This window comes from Nitratidesulfovibrio termitidis HI1, assembly GCF_000504305.1.
In the GTDB taxonomy this organism is placed as follows: domain Bacteria; phylum Desulfobacterota; class Desulfovibrionia; order Desulfovibrionales; family Desulfovibrionaceae; genus Cupidesulfovibrio; species Cupidesulfovibrio termitidis.
The window spans coordinates 3,865,556-3,884,349 of the sequence record NZ_KI632512.1 but is presented as its reverse complement, the minus strand read 5'-3'; the positions used below and the strand labels follow the sequence as shown (position 1 = coordinate 3,884,349).

The window sequence follows — 18,794 nt, the reverse complement described above, 5'->3', positions numbered from 1 at the left end:
CACCTTGATTTGCGCTGCCCGATGCCCTACACTGGGCATATGCAAGGAAGCAAAGGATTTCCCATGATTATACGCTGCCCGGAATGCCAGTTCGAACGGAGCATCGACAGCAGCAAGATTCCGTCCTCGGCCGCCATCGCCACCTGCCCCAAGTGCCGTCACCGGTTCCGTTTCCGCGCCCTGGCATCGGATGAAACCCCGGACGCCTCCCCCGCAGCACAGGCCCCGCATGCCCCGCAGAGTGGGGACATGCCCTCCCGGCGCGCGCCGGATGACGCGGCGCCTGACGCCATGCCCCATGCCGGGCCTGCCGCGTCTCGCGACGGGGACGACGACCTCCGCGGCCCCTCCGCCACGTCGTCAACACCGGATTCCGGCGCCTCTGGCGCGGAACACGACTACGCCCCTGACTACGCCCCTGACTACGCCGGAGAGGACGACCACGTGGGCGAACCCCGCCCCGTTTCCGGAACCGACACACCGCGCATGACCGATGCGGACGCATCAGGCACCACGCCTTCCGACGCGGACGCGGCCCGCAACGCCCATGGACACACCGATCTTTCCCGCCCCGGCGACGACCCGCTGCCCCCCGGCGCGGTGATTCCGGGCCGGAGCAACTCCCCCGCCCACGATGACGGGCACGATGCCCCCAACGGGCGCGGCGGTTCCGCCAACGGGTCTGCCGACGGCCAGCGCCGCCCCAACACGCCCCGCGACATCTGGGATGCCGTGGCCTCGGTGGGCGACCGCTGGCGCAAGCAGGCCGAATCCCGCCCCCGGCCCGGCAACGGCGACCCCGAGCATGACCGGGACAACGCCCGTGACGCCTCCCCCAACGGCACGCCTGACGATGCCCCCGGCGGATGGGACGCCGGAAGCCACGGCGATGCCTTTTCCCCGCGCGACGGCGGTCACCCCGGCGAACGGGACGCCCCCCTGCCGCCGTGGGCCGCCTCGGCCCGCAGCGAGGTGCCGTGGGAAAACCTGGACCGGGTAGGCTTTTTCCCCGGCCTGTACCAGACCATCCTGCGGGTGATGCTGGCGGCGCCGCGCTTCTTCTCCGGGGTGCGTTCGTCCGGTTCGCTGAAGCGCCCGGTGGCGTTCTACCTGCTCATCGGCATCTTTCAGGCGCTCACCGAGCGGCTGTGGTACCTCATGAGCATGCGCGCCTTCGGCGGCTTCATCGAAGACCCCCAGTTGCACGCCTGGATGGGCAGCGTCACCCACGACATGAGCCTGCCCATGACCCTGCTGATCTCGCCCTTCACCCTGCTGCTGCAACTGGCCGTGCTGTCCGTCCTGTACCACGTCATGATCCGGCTGGTGGAGCCGCGTGCGGCCGACCTGCCCACCACGGTGCGGGTCATTTCGTACAGCGCGGCACCCACGGTGCTCAGCATTGTGCCGCTGGTGGGGCCGGTGGTGGGTTCGCTGTGGTTCGTGGTATGTACGTTCGTGGGGGTGAAATACGCCCACCGGCTGCCCTGGTCGCGCACCGCGCTGGCCATCGGGCCGCTGCTGGGTCTTGGCTTCGCGCTGACGGTTCAGTTGCTGCGCATGTTCATGTCCTCGGCGCCCATGTAGGCGGCCCCCATGTAGGCGATGCGGTCCGCGCATCCCGCGGGAACGATGGTTCGCGGCACGGCAGGCTGACCGGGGAAAACAGGACGGAAGATGGCGGGATGCGGGGCAGCGGCCCCGCCCCGAGGAACGCGGAAAAGGCCACCGGGCGGGGGCCCGGCCGGGTAACCGGGGAGGCGGCCATGTTCAGGAAACTGCGCGCCCTGTGGAACGAACTGCGCGAACGGCGCAGGCATTCCCGCGAGATTGCGCCGCGCACCATCCGCGATCTTGCCGCCGAACTGCGCGAACTGGCCGAGATCGCCGAGCGGGTGTCCCCGGTGGACGCCGAGACGCTGGTGCGCCTGCGGCGCATCCGCCACGAAATGAACGACCTGATGGACCTTACCCGCCGCCCGGAATTCCATCGCATTCCCGCCCAGCGCAGGCTGGACCTGCACAACGGCATCCAGCGCACCCGCGAACAGATCCTGGAATCCGCCCAGGCCGCGCCCACGCCCACCCCGCGCCTGCAATAGGCCGCCCGGCGTGCGGCCCGCGTGACGTCCCGGCCCCCTCGCCTGCCCCGCGCGCCCCCCGCATCCTTCCGCAGGGGGCATGTATCCTTTTTCGTCACCCAGCATCCGCCCGGCATCCACCCCATGCGCATCCGGCACCATTCTTGCTGCGGCATGGGCACACCCGTCCGCGCGACGGCTTTCCGACATCACCCCCGTGCGCCCCTTCCCTGCCCGCTGGGCATCGGCAGTCGCACGGCCCATTCCCGGAGCGTTGTCCATGCCCTTCATGCCCTGCCCGGCATCCACCGCCGAATCCCCCGCCATCAGTGGCCGGTGCTCGCGCCCGGCCTTGCGCCTGACCCTGCTCGCGCTGTGCCTGCTGCTTCTGCCACTGGCCCTGTCCTGCTCCGGCCCGCCCAAGGCCGGGGTGTACATGGATCTGGGCAGCCAGCCCATCTTCTACATGGACGACTGGGTACGGCGCGGCAATCCGCAGGTCAGCGTGCGCCCGGCCACGCCGCCCAACCGCAGGCTGACCGCGCTGTTCGTGCCTTTCCGGGTCACCCAGCAGATGGAAAAGCCCAGCGTTGTCGGCCTGGAGGTATCACGCCAGATCTGGCAGACGTGGCTGTCTGAAAAGGTCTTTCCGGTCATCGAATTCGCGGAAAACGCCACCCCCTACCGCCGCGACCTGGCCATGCAGATGGCCGCCCTGCGCGGAGCGCAACTGCTCATCGGAGGCTACGTCACCCACTACGTCAACGGCGGCACTTCCGGCGATTCCAAGCTGTCGGTGGCACTGGAAATCTGGGACGTGAACACCGGCCAGATGATCTGGGCCATGGGCCATGCCGGGGTCATGGAGCACCAGTTCGCCAACGATTTCATCCTGTTCTCGGCCAAGGCGCGCATGCCCACCGACCCCATGTGGGCCATCACCCAAACCGTCTCGTGGGACATGGCGCAGGAAGTCAAATTGTGGATCGACCCGCCCGCGCCCAAGGGGTTGTCCAAGGAACCCGCGTTCTAGCACTTCCCGGTTGGCAATGCAGGTTGGCCGCGTGCCCTCCCCACTTCGCAAGGATTTACCCGTGCCCCCGTGCCTCTCGCGCGGGGCGCCGTTTTTCCATGCCCCGCGCGGGGTTGCCCGCATTCCTCCCTCCCCGCCTTCCGGCGCGCTCCGGTTTCACTCCGGCGGGGCCGGGTTGCTTTCCCTCCGCCACGATTTATGCTAGGGCGTGAGGACGTTTTTCCGGTGCCAGCCCGCCGCGCTACGCCCCGTGCCAGAAGGCCGGGGCCTCTCTTGTCAGCGCGCCCGGCGGCCAGCCAACAGGAGTGAGAATGATCGGCATCTCCAAGCTTTACTGTGGTCAGGTCGAACCCTCGGACGCCCTTCGCTACGGGCGCCATTCGGGCCAGCTTCCCTCCCACCTGCTCCAGTTCTCCAAGGACAAGAAACCGGTTGTGGTCTGGAACATGACCCGCCGTTGCAATCTTAAGTGCGTGCACTGTTACGCCCAGGCCGTTGACCCTGAAGGCAAGGACGAAATCTCCACCGAACAGGGCAAGGCCATCATCGACGATCTGGCCGCCTACGGTGCCCCGGTGATGCTCTTTTCCGGCGGCGAGCCGCTGGTGCGCCAGGACCTGGTGGAACTGGCCAAGCACGCCACCACCAAGGGCATGCGCGCGGTCATTTCCACCAACGGCACCCTGATCACCAAGCAGAAGGCCCGCGAACTGAAGGAAGTGGGCCTGTCCTACGTGGGCATTTCGCTGGACGGCGGCGAAGAGGTGCACGACAAGTTCCGCGCCGTGCCCGGTTCCTACCGCCGCGCGCTGGAAGGCATCGAGAACTGCAAGGCCGAAGGGCTGAAGGTGGGCCTGCGCTTCACCATCAACAAGCGCAACCAGGGCGAAGTGCCCAAGCTGTTCCAGCTGCTGCGCGACCTTGAAGTGCCGCGCATCTGCTTCTACCACCTCGTCTACTCGGGCCGTGGGTCCGAACTGATCAAGGAAGACCTGGACCACGCGGAAACCCGCGCCATGGTCGACCTGATCATGGACAAGACCCGCGAACTGTTCGACGCCGGGCTGCCCAAGGAAGTGCTGACCGTGGACAACCACGCCGACGGCCCCTACGTGTGGATGCGCATGCTGAAGGAAGACCCCAAGCGCGCCGCCGAGGTGTTCGAACTGCTCCAGTACAACGAGGGCAACAACTCGGGCCGCGGCATCGGCTGCATCTCGTGGGACGGCAAGGTGCACCCCGACCAGTTCTGGCGCCAGCATGTGGTGGGCAATGTTCTGGAACGCCCCTTCTCCCATATCTGGGACGACCCGAACATCGAACTGCTGCACAAGCTGAAGGACAAGAAGCAGCACGTGGGCGGCCGTTGCGCCACCTGCCGCTTCCTGAACATCTGCGGCGGCAACTTCCGCGCCCGCGCCGAAGCCTACTACGGCGACATCTGGGCGCAGGACCCCGCCTGCTACCTGACCGACGACGAAATCCGCGCGTAGGCACGCCCCGCGTCGGAACCATACCTGCCATGACGGTACCCGGACGGCCCCGCGCCGTCCGGGTACGCGCTGCACCCCAGGCCGCCCCCGGCGGCCCGCCCGCACCGCCGCCACGCAACAGCGCGTAACGGCCCCTTTGCCCGCAAGCGGGGCATGCAGCGTTTCAACCCTGCCTACTCCAGGAGACGGCATGTCCGAATTCGGGGACTTCTTCCGGGGGCGCAGACTGCGCCGCACCGCCGCCCTGCGTGAAATCGTGCGCGAAACCGCGCTGCACGCGGCCGACCTGATGATGGCCTATTTCGTGGTGGAAACCGACGCCCCCGCCTTCCGCAAGGAAATCGGGGCCATGCCCGGCCAGTACCAGCTTTCGTTGCAGGAACTGGAAAAGCAGGTGGAAGCCGCCGTGGCCACGGGCCTGCGCAGTTGCATCCTGTTCGGCATTCCCAAGGAAAAGGACTATCGCGGCAGCGAGGCCTACAACAAGGACGGCATCGTCCAGCAGGCCGTGCGCCTGCTGAAGAAGCGCTGGCCGAACCTTGTGGTGTGCACCGACGTGTGCCTGTGCGAATACACCGACCACGGCCATTGCGGCCTGGTGCGCCAGGGCGACACGTCCGGCGAGGTGCACAACGACCCCACCCTGTCGCTGCTGGCCAAGACCGCCATCAGCCATGCCGAGGCGGGCGCGGACATCGTGGCCCCGTCGGACATGATGGACGGTCGGGTGCAGGCCATCCGCAAGGCGCTGGACCAGAACGGGTTCAGCCACATCCCGGTCATGTCCTACGCGGTGAAGTACGCATCGAGCTTTTACGGCCCGTTCCGCGAGGCGGCGGAATCCACCCCCCAGTTCGGCGACCGCAAGACCTACCAGATGGACCCCGCCAACCGGGTGGAAGCCATGCGCGAGGCAGCGGCAGACATCGCCGAGGGCGCGGACATGCTCATCGTCAAGCCCGCCGGGCCGTACATGGACATCATCCGCGACGTGCGCGACCGCTTCGACGTGCCCGTGGCCGCCTATCAGGTGAGCGGCGAATATTCCATGATCCGCGCGGCCGGGCTGAACGGCTGGATCAACGAGGACGCCGTGGTCATGGAATCGCTGCTGGGCATCAAGCGCGCCGGGGCCGGGCTGATCATCACGTACTTTACCGAAGACCTGCTGCGCAAAGGGCTGGTGAAATAGCATGAGCCATCCGCAACACCCCGGCGACGAACGCAAGGGCGGCCCGCAGGGCGGGCATCCCGCAGGCATGGGTGAACATCCCGGCGGCGGGCATCCCGCCAGCATGGGCGGTCATCCCGCCAGCCCGCAGGGCGGACATCCCACCGGCCATCCGGGCGGACATCCCGCCGGCGTGGGCGCGCCGCAGATGCCGCGCACCCTGCCCGACGGCACCCCCACCTGCAAGCTCATCGCGTGGGAAGTGACCCGCTCGTGCAACCTGGCCTGCAAGCACTGCCGGGCCGAAGCGCACGAGGAACCCTATCCCGGCGAATTCTCCACCGCCGAGGCCAAGGCGCTCATCGACACCTTTCCGCAGGTGGGCAACCCCATCATCATCTTTACCGGGGGCGACCCCATGATGCGGCACGACGTGTACGAGCTTATCGCGTACGCCACCGGCCTTGGCCTGCGCTGCGTCATGTCGCCCAACGGCACCCTGATCACGCCGGAAACGGCCGCCAGGATGAAGGAAGCGGGCGTGCAGCGCTGCTCCATCTCCATCGACGGGCCGGACGCCGCCAGCCACGACGCCTTCCGGGGCGTGCCCGGCGCGTTTGACGCGTCCCTGCGGGGCATCGAATACCTGAAGCAGGCGGGCATCGAATTCCAGATCAACACCACCGTCACCCGCGACAACCTCGGCAGCTTCAAGGACATCTTCAAGCTGTGCGAGCGCATCGGCGCGGCGGCGTGGCACATCTTCCTGCTGGTGCCCACCGGGCGCGCGGCGGGCCTTGGCGACCAGGTCATCTCCGCCACGGAATACGAGGAAGTGCTGAACTGGTTCTACGACTTCCGCAAGACCACCTCCATGCACCTGAAGGCCACCTGCGCGCCGCACTACTACCGCATCATGCGCCAGCGGGCCAAGGAAGAAGGCGTGGCCGTCACGCCCGACACCTTCGGCATGGACGCCCTGACGCGCGGCTGCCTTGGCGGCATCGGGTTCTGCTTCATCAGCCACGTGGGTCAGGTGCAGCCGTGCGGCTATCTGGAGCTGGACTGCGGCAACGTGCGCGAAACGCCCTTCCCTGAAATCTGGCGCAACACACACCATTTCAAGCAGTTCCGCGATCAGGAAGCCTACACCGGCAAGTGCGGCCCGTGCGAATACCACAAGGTGTGCGGCGGCTGCCGTGCGCGCGCCTACAACATGAGCGGCGACCACCTGGCCGAGGAACCGCTGTGCTCGTACACCCCCAGGCGCACCGGCGCGTGCCGCTGACGGAGGCATCATGACCGCATCCCACGCCGAACGCTGCACGGCCCCCACCGCTGTCACTGACGCTGACACGCTGGATCAGATCGACAAGCGCATCCTGGACGTGATCCAGTCGGACTTTCCGCTGGAATCGCGCCCCTACGCCGTCATCGGCGAAAAGTGCGACATCACCGAGGCCGAGGCGCTGGCCCGCGTGCGCGCCATGAAGGAACGCAGGCTCATCCGCCGCATGGGGGCCAACTTCCAGTCGGCCAAGCTGGGCTTTCGCTCCACGCTGTGCGCGGCCAAGGTGCCCGACGACGCCATGGACGGTTTCGTGGCCGAGGTGAACCGTCATGTGGGCGTTACCCACAACTATCTGCGCAACCACGAATACAACATCTGGTTCACCTGCATCGGCCCTTCGTGGGACAGCGTGTGCGCCACCCTGGCCGAAATCACCGAAAAGACGGGCATCCCCATCCTGAACCTGCCCGCCACCAAACTGTTCAAGATCAAGGTGGATTTTCAGATGGCGGACTAGCCAACAGAAATACACCGCAGTGCAGACAAAGGCCCCGGACGTGTCGCTGACATGCCCGGGGCTTTTCATGTGCTCCGGCAAGGGATGCGCCATGCCGCACTCGTCCGCACGCAAAGCCCAGCCGTCATTCCCTCGTCGCCCCAGCGGCATGACGCACCGTCGCGTCCGTGCTATGCACTGTCCATGACCATTCTCACACTGCTCTCCGTCGCCGCCGCGCTTGTCGCCACCGCGTGCCTTGCCGCCATCACCCTGCTGCACGGGGCATGGGTGCTGGGCTCCACCCTGTGGCTCGACAGGGTCATTCCCCGCACGCCCGATTCCGTGGGTGGCCGCCCCCTGTTCGCGCCCTCGCGTGGGCTCACCGGCGTGGTCACCCTGGCCTTTGCCCTGCTGGCCCTGCTGCCGGGCCTGACCCTGGGCTGGCTGCCCCTGCCGCCGCCGCGCGTGGCTCCCACGCTGTGCCTTGGCGCGGCCTTCGTCTTCGTGGTGCGTGCCATTGGCGACTTCCGCTACTGCGGCCTGTTCCGGCGCATCCGCTCCACCACCTTCGCCCACTGGGATGCCCGGTTGTACACGCCGCTGTGCCTGCTGCTGGCCGCCTGCTATGGGCTACTGGGCACCATCCCGCACTGACGAGCGTTGGCGGCGCTGACTGCCACGATATCCGCAGCCTTCCCGCCGCGCACGGGCGCTCACGCCTTGCCCGCCCGCATCGCCTGCCCTATGGATGGGGCATGGGACGCAAGACACACAACACGCGCGACGGGCGCGACCGACGCAACGGGCGCAATGAGCACACCGGCAAGCAGGGCGCGCAACCGCGCACCGACGATTCCCGCCGTGAACGCGGCCAGCGGCGCGCATCCGGCGCGCCCCCTGCCGACCGCATGGCCTACGCCACCTGCACCGGAGTACGTCACGCGCCGCCGCGCCTGTCCCTGACCATCCCGCCGGACCGGCTTGATGCCGCCACCCGGGACCAGATCGAGAGCGCGCTGTCCCTGCCTTGCATGGTGCATCTGGCCGTCATGCCAGACGCCCACGCGGGCTACGACCTGTGCATCGGCGGGGTGGCCCTGCTGGACGGACACATCAGCCCCAGCTTCGTGGGTTACGACATCGGCTGCGGCATGTGCCACGTGAATACCGGCCTGCCCGTGGACGAGGTGCTGCCCGACGAGGCCGCGCGGCAACTGCTGTTCGACCGGCTGCGGCTGGCCATTCCCGTGGGCACGGCCACCCGCGCACCCGGCGAATACGACCTGCCACGCTTCACCAGCGCCAGCGGCGACGCGCAACTGACCGAGGCGGTCAATGCGCGCCAGTCCATCCAATTGGCCACCCTGGGTGGGGGCAACCACTTTCTCGAAGTGGGGGTGAACAAACGCGGCGAGATAGGCGTCACCGTGCATTCCGGCTCGCGCCGCTCCGGCTGGGACATCGGGGCATGGTACATGAAGCAGGGCAGGCTGTTCCCGCTGGATTCGCGCCTTGGCCGCGCCTACCGGCAGGACATGGACTGGGCGCTGAACTACGCGCTGCTGAACCGCCGCCTGATGCTGGAACACGCCCTGCGCGCACTGGCCGACGTGCACCGGCAACTGGCCGGGACCGCGCGCAAGCGCGCCAGCGGCGCCGCCGCCTCTCTTTCCCCTTCTTCCGCGCCCGACTCCCCCACGCCCACCCCGGCCCCATCCGGCACTGCCTCTCCGGCTTCTCCGGTTTCCTGCACCCACCCCCCTCTTTCCGAACAGGAAATTTCCCTGCTGCTGGGCCGCATGGTCAACGAAAACCACAACCACGCTGTGGTTCTTGACCAACCCGGCCCATCCGGCACGCCGCTGGTGCTGCATCGCAAGGGCGCAACCCCTGCGGACCCGGGCCAGCCCGGCATCATTCCCGCCAACCAGCGGGACGGGGTGTACGTCACGGAAGGGCTAGGCAATGCCGAATACCTGTCCTCGGCCTCGCACGGGGCGGGCCGCCGCATGTCCCGCAACCAGGCGCAACGCACCATTTCGCTGGAGCGGTTCCAGTCGCAGATGCGCGGCATTACCTGCCGCACCGACAAAGGGGTGCTGGACGAGGCCCCGGACGCCTACAAACCCATCGCTGAGGTGCTGGCCGCGCAGGACGGCGTGCTGGTACGGATCATCGACCATTTCCGCCCGCTGGTGGTGCTGAAGGGGTGACCGTCCTCTTCATGCACCCGCCAACTTCTCCACGCCGCTCCGCCTCACACAAAACGGCAGGACAAAGCGCTCCCCCCCTGATGTTCAAAGGAGACGTGCCACGCGTAGAAGCGTGTGACGCCGTGCCTTGGCGGCGGCACATGCGTCGCAGCGAGGGCGCAGGTAATGGCACCCTCGCGTCGCCAAGCCTGCGAGAGCACCGCGCACATCGCATTCCGCCGGGCAGATCACCCGAAGGCGCTTTGGCAGAGGGAAGCTGCCCGGCAGGGAATGCGGTGCAGGATGCCTGAGGTACGGGCACCCTTGCTCCGCCATGCCTGCGAGAGCCATGCGCGTATTGGCGTTCCCGTCGGCAGATCACCCGGAGGCGCCCTGCGCCGCAGGGAAGCTGCCGACCACAGGAACGCCGCGCATGACGACACGGGGTTCCAAGGGGCGGAGCCCTGGAACGCGGGGATGCAAGGGGCCATCGTTCCATGGCTCCTTGCCCGCCGGAGGCATAACGAAATCGAGCGTATTCAACAACGCACGACTGTCTTCGTAGAAACCGCCCCCATCAAGGCTCGACATCGCCTTTCATCTCTTCTCCCTTCTCTTCTTCCGCAAAACAAAAAAAGCGCCCGGCCATACCGACCGGGCGCTCTCTTCTCATAACAAACCGCTTGGCGACTCGCAGCCGCCTCGCGGCTTCAAACCGCGTGGCGACTAGAAACCGAAACCGTCGTCGCTGGCGCCGGAAGCGCCAAAGCCGAAGGTATCGGGCACACCGCCGGTTTCCTCGGCGGGCGCATCGAACCCGGCAGCGGCATCGCCTTCGGCGGCAGCCGCACCAGCGGCGCCGGCGGCGGCCACGGGCAGGGCCTTCAGGGCGTCCTTGACGGCGCGGGAAACGATGTCCTTCACGCTGGACTCGATTTCCTTCTCGTCAATGGCCACCTTGCCGTTGAAGGGCGCCAGTTCCTTCTTCAGGTTGGCGATGTCGCCGTTCAGGCTCTGGACCTTCTGCTCGGACTGGCCAAGCTTCTTCTCAAGGTCGGCAGCCTGGCCCTTGAAGGGGGTCAGGTCCTTCACCTGGGCCTCGAGCCCGGCGACGGATTCTTCCAGGTCGGCCACGTTGGCCTTCAGCGCGGCGATCTTGTCCAGCACCACGCTGATGCCAGCCAGTTCCGCGGCGGAAATGGGCTGCAGGGAAACGTTGTCGCCCAGGCGGCCACATTGCTTCTTCACCCAGTCGTCGTAATTGCCCTCGGCTTCGCCGCACTGCATGAACGCGGGGTTCTGGCTGTACAGCCAGCCCTTGGCCATGGGGGCGACGGCGGCTTCTTCTTCGGTGGCCAGGGCGCGCTGGGCCAGGTAGCCCAGCAGGTCGGACACGTCGGCACCGGCTTTCCCGGCGACCAGGCCGAGAACGGTTTCCATCTTGAACACTCTGCGACCTTCGTCAGACATTGCAGCCTCCTGATATCGGAAGAATGACTTCTCGGTTCGTTGTTCCGGCCGGGCGCGCACCCTCGCGCGCCGCCTTCTCTGCCGCTAGCGGCGGCCCATGGCGCGCACGTAGGTGAGCGCGGCGGTACGGTACACAAGGTGGCCGAGCTTCGACCACGGCAGGTAGGCGAACAGCATCCACACCGCCACAAGGTGCAGGTAGTACATGCTGTACGCGACCGGAGCGATGCCCGCGAGGCGGAGCAGTTCGCAGAGCACGCCGGTGACGGCCACAACCCAGATGACGCCCAGCAGGTACCAGTCGTAGTAGCTCGAACCGGTCTTCATGGGGTCCAGGGCCCTGCGGCGCACCGTGAGCACGGCGAGGCCGATCAGCAGCATCACCGCGCCGATGTTCGCCAGGATCTTGACCGGGAAGGTCAGGGGCATGGGCGTGTGGATCTCGATGGCCGGAATCACCTTGCCGCCCCAGTGCCCCACGGCCACCACACCCGTGACGATGGCCAGGATGACGAAGGCATACATGAGGGTCATGTGGCCCACCTTGCGGTCGGACTTGTCCGCGCCGCAGTCCTTGAACTTGGAGTGGGTCAGCACTTCCTCGAGAATCACGTCGACGAGGTGCAGCGTCCAGTGCTTGGTCTTGCCGAGCATCATGGTGCGCCCCTCGGGCTGGAACGAGGCGAGAAGGTTCTTCGTCCCCTTCCACAGGATGCCCACCGCCGTGAAGAAGGTGAGCACGAAGATGGGGTCGATGGTGAAGTCGCCGGGGAACAGCTTGCCGTACACGATTTCGCCTTCGGGGAAGACGGAACCGTTCACGCCGGCCATGATCATCCACACCACCGCCCACAGGATGGCGGGAATGGCGATGAGGATGGGCAGGTACTGGGGCGAGGACAGCCACTTGCCCACGATGGAGGGCTGGGTGAGCCGCGCGTAGGTCATGTTGCGCAGGGCGGCCAGCAGGTCGCCGGGCTTGGCGCCGCGGGGACACAGGTCGGAGCAGGTGCCGCAGTTGTGGCACAGCCAGATGTCCACGTCGGTCAGCAGTTTGTCCTTCAGGCCCCACGAGGCCCAGACCATCTCCTTGCGGGGATAGGGGTTGTTCGTGGGGGAGATGGGGCAGGCCACGCTGCAAGTGGCGCACTGGTAGCACTTCTTGAGCGATTCGCCACCGACTGCCTGCAGTTCTTTGACGAACTCAAGATCGGGTTGAATCCTGACGGGTTGAGCCATTTTCCATCTCCTCCTAGTACCCCTTGAACGGGTTCGGACCCTTCTCAAGGATCATGTTCATGAAGTCCTCGATCACGCCGGGGAGCTTGTCGTACTCGTCAATGGCGACTTCGTACTGCTCCACGCGGTCCGGTTCCACGCCAAGGCGGTTCAGCGTCTCGGCAATGTTCTCCTTGCGGCGCTTGCAGATTTCCGAACCCTTGACGAAGTGGCACTGGTAGTCGTCGCCGTACTTGCAGCCCAGCATCATCACGCCGTCGATGCCCTTGGACATGGCGTCGGCAACCCAGATGGCGTTGACCGAGCCAAGGCAGCGCACGGGAATGATGCGCACGTACGGGCTCCAGTGCTTGCCGCGCAGCGCGGCCATGTCCAGCGCGGGGTAGGCGTCGTTCTCGCAGGCCAGGATGATGACGCGGGGGCCGCCCTTCTTCATGTCCGGCGGCACGTTGATCTCGCGGATCATGGAGCCGATCTGGTCGATATTGTAGTTGGCGAAGGAGATGACGCGCTCGGGGCAGGCGCCCATGCACGTGCCGCAGCGGCGGCAGCGGGCCGGGTTGGGCTTCGGCGTGCCCTTTTCATCGTCGTCCAGCGCGCCGAAGGGACATTCCTCGGTGCAGCGCTTGCACTGGGTGCAGCGGACGAAGTTGAACAGCGGGTACGACAGGTCGCCCGAGCGGGGGTGCACCGCAACGCCCTTGTTGGCGGATTCGATGCACTGGATGGCCTTCATGGTGGCGCCCACGGCGTCTTCCTCGGCGGCATCCAGCATCATGGGCTGGCGCACGCAACCGGCGGCGTACACGCCCGTGCGGCGGGTTTCGTAGGGGAAGCAGATGTAGTTCGAGTCGGCGTAGCCTTCGAACAGCTCCAGATCCGGGAAGGCCGGGCCCTGGCGGTAGTCGAAGTTGACGATGGGATCCTTCGCGGTGGCGGGCACGATGCCGGTGGGCAGCACCACCATGTCCACGTTGATCTCGATATCGTCGCCGATCAGGGTATGGTCGCACAGCACGTTCAGGCTGCCGTCGGCGGCCTGGGTGACGGAGCGGATGTCCGCCTTGGACATCATGACGCCCAGGCGATCCTGCGCGGCCTTGTAGAACCGCTCGTGGATGCCCTGCACCACCATGCTGTCGTACAGGATGAAGGCCTGGCCGCCTTCGAAGGCGTCACACACGTAACCGGCCTGCTTCAGGGCAACAACGCTGCTGATGGCGTTGGAGATGGGCAGGTGGCGCACGCTTTCGTGGTCCTTCACGACCGGGGCGGCGGCTTCGCCTTCCGCCGGGGCGGGGGCTTCGGCCGGGGCCTCGGGGGCGCACAGTTCGGCGTAGGGATCGGCGGGTTCTGCCAGCGCGGTGTTCAGGATGAAGGCCACGCGGCGGGCGGTGATGGCACCCGTCTTGGCCATCTTTTCGAATTCGGCGGCGGTCACCACGTTCTGCAGGCTGCCGTACCCGAAGGGTTCGAGCACCTTGGTGTCCTGCGGCTGCCAGCCGGTGGCCAGCACCACTGCGCCAACCTTCACTTCCTGTTCGCCGGAAGCAAGGGCGATGGTGGCGGTGAAGTCGCCGGGCTGCCCGGACAGCTTGGCCAGCGTGGCCTTGGTGTACACGGTGATGTTGTCGTCACCCTGCACGGCGGCGATCTTCTTTTCGATGCCGGTGTCGTGCACGTCGGTGTACGGGTGGCTGAGCGGCACGGTCTTCAGAAGGCCCAGGGCGCGGCCGCCCAGGACTTCGTCCTTTTCCACCAGCACCACTTCATGCCCGGCCAGCGAACCGTTGACCGCTGCGGTCAGGCCGGTCCAGCCGCCGCCCAGCACCAGGATGCGGCGCACGCCCTCGGAGGGCGAACCGTCGGGCTCGGTGGTCTTCTGCAGCCGCACGACGCCCATGTTGACGTAGTCGGTGACCAGCATTTCAAGCAGTTCGGGGGCCGTTTCGGGGTCGGCCAGCGAGCCGTCGGGGTTCTTGTAGCTCATCACGCCCTGCTCGCGCAGGTTCACGCGGTCCACAAGCACGCCGTCGAAGTCATAGAGGTCCCAGTCCACGCGGGGCGAAGCGCCGCACAGCAGCACGCCGTCCAGCCCTTCTTCCTCGATGTCGGCAGCGATCTCGTCACGCGCCTTCTTGTCGGCAAGGACGGGAAAGACCTTGCAGACCGGCGTGAGATCGCCCCATTTGCCGCCCACGGTGTCGGCAAGGGACTCAAGGTCGAGACCGCCGCCGATGCTCGACTGGTCGAAATAGACGCCAATTTTGGTGGCCATTCTGTATTACCTCCCTCTCACCGTTTGAATCGCCTTCAGGGCGGCGCTGGTGCCGGACTGGGCGGTGCGCATCACGTCGAGCGGCTTCTGGGCGCACCCGGCGGCAAAGATGCCCTTTTCCTCGCCGCCGACGATGAAGCCTTCTTCGTCAACGGGCACATCGAAGGGCAGCTTCTGGCCAGCGAGGCTGGGCTGCATGCCGGTGGCCAGCACGACGAGGTCGAAGCGGTGCTTGCGCTTTTCGCCCTTCACCGCGTCTTCCACCTCGACGATGACATCGCCGGTGGCGGCGTCTTCCTCGACGCCGGCAACCTTGCCCTTGACCAGGGCGATCTTTTCGTCCGCCTTCACCTTGCGCAGGAACTTGTCATAGCGGCCCGGGGTACGCAGGTCGATGTAGTACACCGTCACTTCCGCGTCGGGGTACTGCTCGCGCACGTACAGGGCCTGCTTGAGGGAGGCCATGCAGCAGATGTAGGAACAGTAGTTCAGATGGTTCTGGTCGCGCGAACCGGCACACTGCACAAAGGCTACCTTCTTGGGGGCCTTGCCGTCGGACGGGCGCTTGATCTGCCCGCCGGTGGGGCCGCTGGCAGAGGCCAGACGTTCCAGCTGCATGTTGGACACGCAGTTGGCGAAGGCGCCCGCGCCAAGGTTGGAAAGCCTGGTCACGTCGTACGGCTTCCACCCGGTGGCGACCACGATGCTGCCCACATTCAGCTCGATGTCGCGGGGGGCTTCGTTCATGTCGCAGAACGCGCTCTTGCCGACTTTCAGTTCGTCGGCGCGGGAAAGCGCGGCCTTGTCGAGCACGAAGCGGCTGGGGAAGGCGAACGGCACGCTCATGTACAGCGGCTTGCGCTTGGCGAGGCCCAGTTCGAACTCGTTGTCGACGTCGCTTTCAAGGGAGGAGGCGAGCAGGGAAAGATCGGCGCTGCTCGGCACGGTGCCGCGCGGCTCGATGTGCACCTTTACGGTGTAGTTGCCGGCATCGCCGGACACGGCGGTCACTTCCGCCTGGGTGAAGAACTTGATGCGGGGGTTCTTCTTGATGCGCTGGAACTGGATTTCCAGACCGCAGGAGGGAGGGCAAAGCTTGGGGAAATATTTGTTCAGCTGCGCAACCCGCCCGCCAAGAAATGGTGTTTTCTCGACGATGTACACTTCATAGCCGACTTCCGCGGCTTCAATGGCGGCCGTAAGTCCGCTGAAACCGCCTCCGACGACGAGTATGGAGTTCGACATTCTCGCTATCCTCCCTACAGTTTATCGGGCCTTCGTCAAAACGGCCTAAGCCCAGACAATAAGGCATGCTTACTGCCCCGGCTTAGGCCGTCCGGGTGAAAGGAGAAAGGGGCGGTTGCGGCTTGCCGCAACCGCCCCTGAAGCTCACCTATTCGGTGGGAATGATCTGGTAGTAGGGCTTCTTGAAGATCTTCGTTTCGCCCTTCTTGGGATCATGCTTGGAGTTCACGAAGCACTTCCACTTGGAGTCGTCGAGGCCCATGAAGTCGGCACGGTAGTAGAAGCCGGGGTAACGGGACTCTTCACGGAAGCGGATGTGCTGCATGTGCAGGCGCACGGTCCACAGACGGTGGTAGTTTTCCCAGCAGCGCAGCAGTTCGTGCAGGTCGCGAGCAGCCAGCTTGAGGGAGTCTTCTTCCAGCATGTCCATGAGCGCGAAGCCGGTGTCCAGCGCCGCAGCGGAGGTGGTGTAGTAGGTACCCACGCCACCGCCGTATTCGTCGGTGCACTTCACGAGGCGCATCATGAAGTTCTTGGGGCTGATGTAGGTCGGGTTCACCACCGGGTCGGTGGAGGCGTCCTTGCCAGCCAGGTAGTTGAAGTAAGGACGGTAGATGAGCTGCTTCAGCTCTTCGGCCGTTTCCTTCACAGCGGGCTTGAAGCCCTTGTGGTCGATGCACCAGCGGACCATCTGCTTGCCGCAGATACGGCCTTCGGCGTGCGAACCGGAGGAGAACTTGTGGCCGGAAGCGCCCACGCCGTCGGCGCAGGTCCACAGGCCCATGACGGTGGTCATGCGGTTGTAGACCTTGCCGTTGTCCGCGCGCACCTTGTAGTCTTCGGGCACCCAGGCTTCGTCCGGACCGGACACCCAGATACCGCAGCAGCCGGAGTGCGAGCCGAGCAGGTAAGGTTCGGTGGGCATGATTTCCGAGCCGCGTTCTTCGGGCTGGATGTTCATGGACGCCCACAGGTTGGCCTGACCCACGCACATGTCGAGGAAGTCTTCCCAGGCTTCGGACTCGAGGTGCTTCTGCTGTTCGGGGGTCATGTTCGCGAAGGTGCTCTGCAGGGCGGTCTTGGTGTCCATGTAGATGGGACCGCGACCTTCGCGCATTTCGCGAAGCATCATGTGGTTACGCAGGCAGGTCGGGATGACGTGACCCTTGGCGTAGCCGCGATCTTCGTAGGGCTTCAGCATCGCGCGGTTGGTGGCGCAGTAGTCTTCACCCTTGTAGTTGGTGGCCTTCGCCTTGAACAGCAGGAACCACGCGCCGACCGGGCCGTAACCGTCCTTGAAGCGGGCGGGCACGAAGCGGTTTTCCATCATGGTCATTTCGGCGCCGACCTGGGCACACATGGTGTAGGTCGAACCGGCGTTCCACACGGGGTACCAGGCGCGGCCCATGCCTTCACCAGTGGAGCGGGGCTTGTACACGTTCACCGCGCCGCCGCAGGCAACCATCATCGCGTTGGTGCGGAAGATGTGCACTTCGTTGGCGCGCAGGTTGAAGCCCACGGCGCCGGCGATGCGGTTGTCGGTGTTGGCGTCGAGCAGCAGCTTCACGATGAAGATACGTTCCATGATGCGGGCTTCGCCAAGGGCGTTCTTCGCGGCTTCAGCCACGATGCACTTGTACGATTCGCCGTTGATCATGATCTGCCAGCGGCCGGAGCGGACGGGCTCGTCGCCGTTGCGCAGCGACTTGCCGGCGGCCTTGGCCTGGGCGCCGTCGAGGTTGTGGCCGTGTTCGTCCTTGATCCAGCAGGGCAGGCCCCACTCTTCGAACAGGTGCACGGAATCGTCAACGTGACGGCCAAGGTCGAAGATAAGGTCTTCGCGCACGAGGCCCATGAGGTCGGTGCGGACCATGCGCACGTAGTCGTCGGCGGCGTTCTTGCCGAGGTACGTGTTGATGGCGGACAGGCCCTGCGCAACGGCGCCGGAGCGCTCGAGGGTGGCCTTGTCCAGCAGCATGATCTTCAGGTCGGGAGCGTACTTGTCGGCCCAGCGAACGACTTCGAACGCGGTACCGCAGGAGCCCATACCACCGCCGACGATGAGAATGTCGACGTCATGTTCCTTCACGATGGGATCGGCGATGGCCACACCCTTCGCCTGTTCCTTAACGGGAATCATCGGCATAGCTAAATCTCCTTATCGCAATGACTTGCGGTGGGTTCCGGACTAGCGGTTGCCGCCTTCGCAACCGGTTTCATACCAGCACTGGCTCATGTCAGCATCGCTGATCGCGGCCTTTTCGCCCAGGGCAACCTTGGGAGCGATGAGCGCCGTTTCGGTGAACAGCAGTTCGCTTTCCAGGTCGCCAGCTTCGGGCTTGCCGTCGAAGGGCTTGATGGAGCCTTCAGGGGTGGTACGAATGGGGAACTTGAAGCGCTTCACATTCCCGTTGCGGAACTTGACGGTCCACATGATGGAGTCGGCCGAGCGCATGGGGATGCAGGTGCCGCCCATGGGCGCGAAGTCGGCGTAGGGGCGGGCCGTGATGGCGCCCTGGGGGCAGATCTTCACGCAGGAGTAGCATTCCCAGCAGGCTTCGGGCTCCTGGTTGTAGGCCTTCATGGCCTCGGGGTCGAGGATCATGAGGTCGTTGGGGCAGATGTACATGCAAGCGGTCTTTTCGCCACCCTTGCAGCCGTCACACTTGGACGGATCAACATAAGTCGGCATACCTTATCCTCCAACTCAGCGAATTAAGGGGTTATACCTTGTCAGCCTCAACCCATGCGGATCCCACCATCATGTCGATGGAGGCTGAAAAAGCAGGTTCGGGAGCCTGC

15 protein-coding genes are annotated in these 18,794 nt (G+C 65.7%); 9 read left to right on the top strand and 6 right to left on the bottom strand.

Annotation, left to right across the window (positions count from 1 at the left end; genetic code table 11):
• The first annotated feature begins 63 nt into the window (after positions 1-63).
• The 9 genes from DESTE_RS15485 to DESTE_RS15445 all read left to right on the top strand — a co-directional run bounded on the left by DESTE_RS15485 (position 64) and on the right by DESTE_RS15445 (position 9,781).
• Positions 64-1,587, top strand: coding sequence for a YIP1 family protein (locus DESTE_RS15485; RefSeq protein WP_035068593.1), 1,524 nt, complete (start codon positions 64-66; stop codon positions 1,585-1,587).
• A gap of 179 nt (positions 1,588-1,766) precedes the next feature.
• Positions 1,767-2,102 carry a hypothetical protein gene (locus tag DESTE_RS15480; RefSeq protein ID WP_035070650.1) on the top strand — a complete coding sequence of 112 codons (336 nt, stop codon included), beginning with the start codon at positions 1,767-1,769 and terminating at the stop codon, positions 2,100-2,102.
• Between the two features lie 259 nt (positions 2,103-2,361).
• Positions 2,362-3,114, top strand: a complete 753-nt coding sequence (locus DESTE_RS15475; RefSeq protein WP_156925393.1) for a hypothetical protein — start codon at positions 2,362-2,364, stop codon at positions 3,112-3,114.
• 311 nt (positions 3,115-3,425) lie between these two features.
• Positions 3,426-4,607 (top strand): 12,18-didecarboxysiroheme deacetylase, encoded by a 1,182-nt coding sequence (gene ahbC / locus DESTE_RS15470; protein ID WP_035068591.1) that lies wholly within the window; start codon positions 3,426-3,428, stop codon positions 4,605-4,607.
• Positions 4,608-4,797: 190 nt separating this feature from the next.
• Entirely contained in the window at positions 4,798-5,799 is a 1,002-nt protein-coding gene (hemB, locus tag DESTE_RS15465; protein WP_035068589.1) for a porphobilinogen synthase, read from the top strand.
• A gap of 1 nt (position 5,800) precedes the next feature.
• Positions 5,801-7,066: a heme b synthase gene (ahbD, locus tag DESTE_RS15460; RefSeq protein ID WP_425411697.1), complete on the top strand. Its 1,266-nt coding sequence runs from the start codon at positions 5,801-5,803 to the stop codon at positions 7,064-7,066.
• 10 nt (positions 7,067-7,076) lie between these two features.
• Positions 7,077-7,586 carry a siroheme decarboxylase subunit alpha gene (ahbA, locus tag DESTE_RS15455; RefSeq protein WP_051384505.1) on the top strand — a complete coding sequence of 170 codons (510 nt, stop codon included), beginning with the start codon at positions 7,077-7,079 and terminating at the stop codon, positions 7,584-7,586.
• Positions 7,587-7,769: 183 nt separating this feature from the next.
• Positions 7,770-8,222, top strand: coding sequence for a DUF3995 domain-containing protein (locus DESTE_RS15450; RefSeq protein WP_035068587.1), 453 nt, complete (start codon positions 7,770-7,772; stop codon positions 8,220-8,222).
• 101 nt (positions 8,223-8,323) lie between these two features.
• Positions 8,324-9,781: an RtcB family protein gene (locus DESTE_RS15445; RefSeq protein ID WP_051384504.1), complete on the top strand. Its 1,458-nt coding sequence runs from the start codon at positions 8,324-8,326 to the stop codon at positions 9,779-9,781.
• A gap of 705 nt (positions 9,782-10,486) precedes the next feature.
• Here the strand turns inward: DESTE_RS15445 and DESTE_RS15440 are convergent.
• From DESTE_RS15440 to aprB, 6 genes are all read right to left on the bottom strand, one after another.
• Positions 10,487-11,230, bottom strand: coding sequence for a hypothetical protein (locus tag DESTE_RS15440; RefSeq protein WP_035068584.1), 744 nt, complete (start codon positions 11,228-11,230; stop codon positions 10,487-10,489).
• Positions 11,231-11,314: 84 nt separating this feature from the next.
• Positions 11,315-12,469, bottom strand: a complete 1,155-nt coding sequence (gene qmoC, locus DESTE_RS15435; protein ID WP_035068582.1) for a quinone-interacting membrane-bound oxidoreductase complex subunit QmoC — start codon at positions 12,467-12,469, stop codon at positions 11,315-11,317.
• Between the two features lie 13 nt (positions 12,470-12,482).
• Positions 12,483-14,747: a hydrogenase iron-sulfur subunit gene (locus DESTE_RS15430; RefSeq protein ID WP_035068580.1), complete on the bottom strand. Its 2,265-nt coding sequence runs from the start codon at positions 14,745-14,747 to the stop codon at positions 12,483-12,485.
• A 6-nt stretch (positions 14,748-14,753) separates the two neighbouring features.
• The gene (locus DESTE_RS15425; protein ID WP_035068577.1) at positions 14,754-15,992 is read right to left on the bottom strand and encodes a CoB--CoM heterodisulfide reductase iron-sulfur subunit A family protein; all 1,239 of its coding nucleotides are present in this window, start codon (positions 15,990-15,992) and stop codon (positions 14,754-14,756) included.
• Positions 15,993-16,140: 148 nt separating this feature from the next.
• A complete protein-coding gene (gene aprA / locus DESTE_RS15420; RefSeq protein ID WP_035068575.1) occupies positions 16,141-18,138 on the bottom strand; it encodes an adenylyl-sulfate reductase subunit alpha in 1,998 nt (665 codons plus the stop codon).
• 42 nt (positions 18,139-18,180) lie between these two features.
• Positions 18,181-18,684, bottom strand: coding sequence for an adenylyl-sulfate reductase subunit beta (gene aprB / locus DESTE_RS15415; protein ID WP_035068573.1), 504 nt, complete (start codon positions 18,682-18,684; stop codon positions 18,181-18,183).
• Positions 18,685-18,794 lie beyond the last annotated feature (110 nt).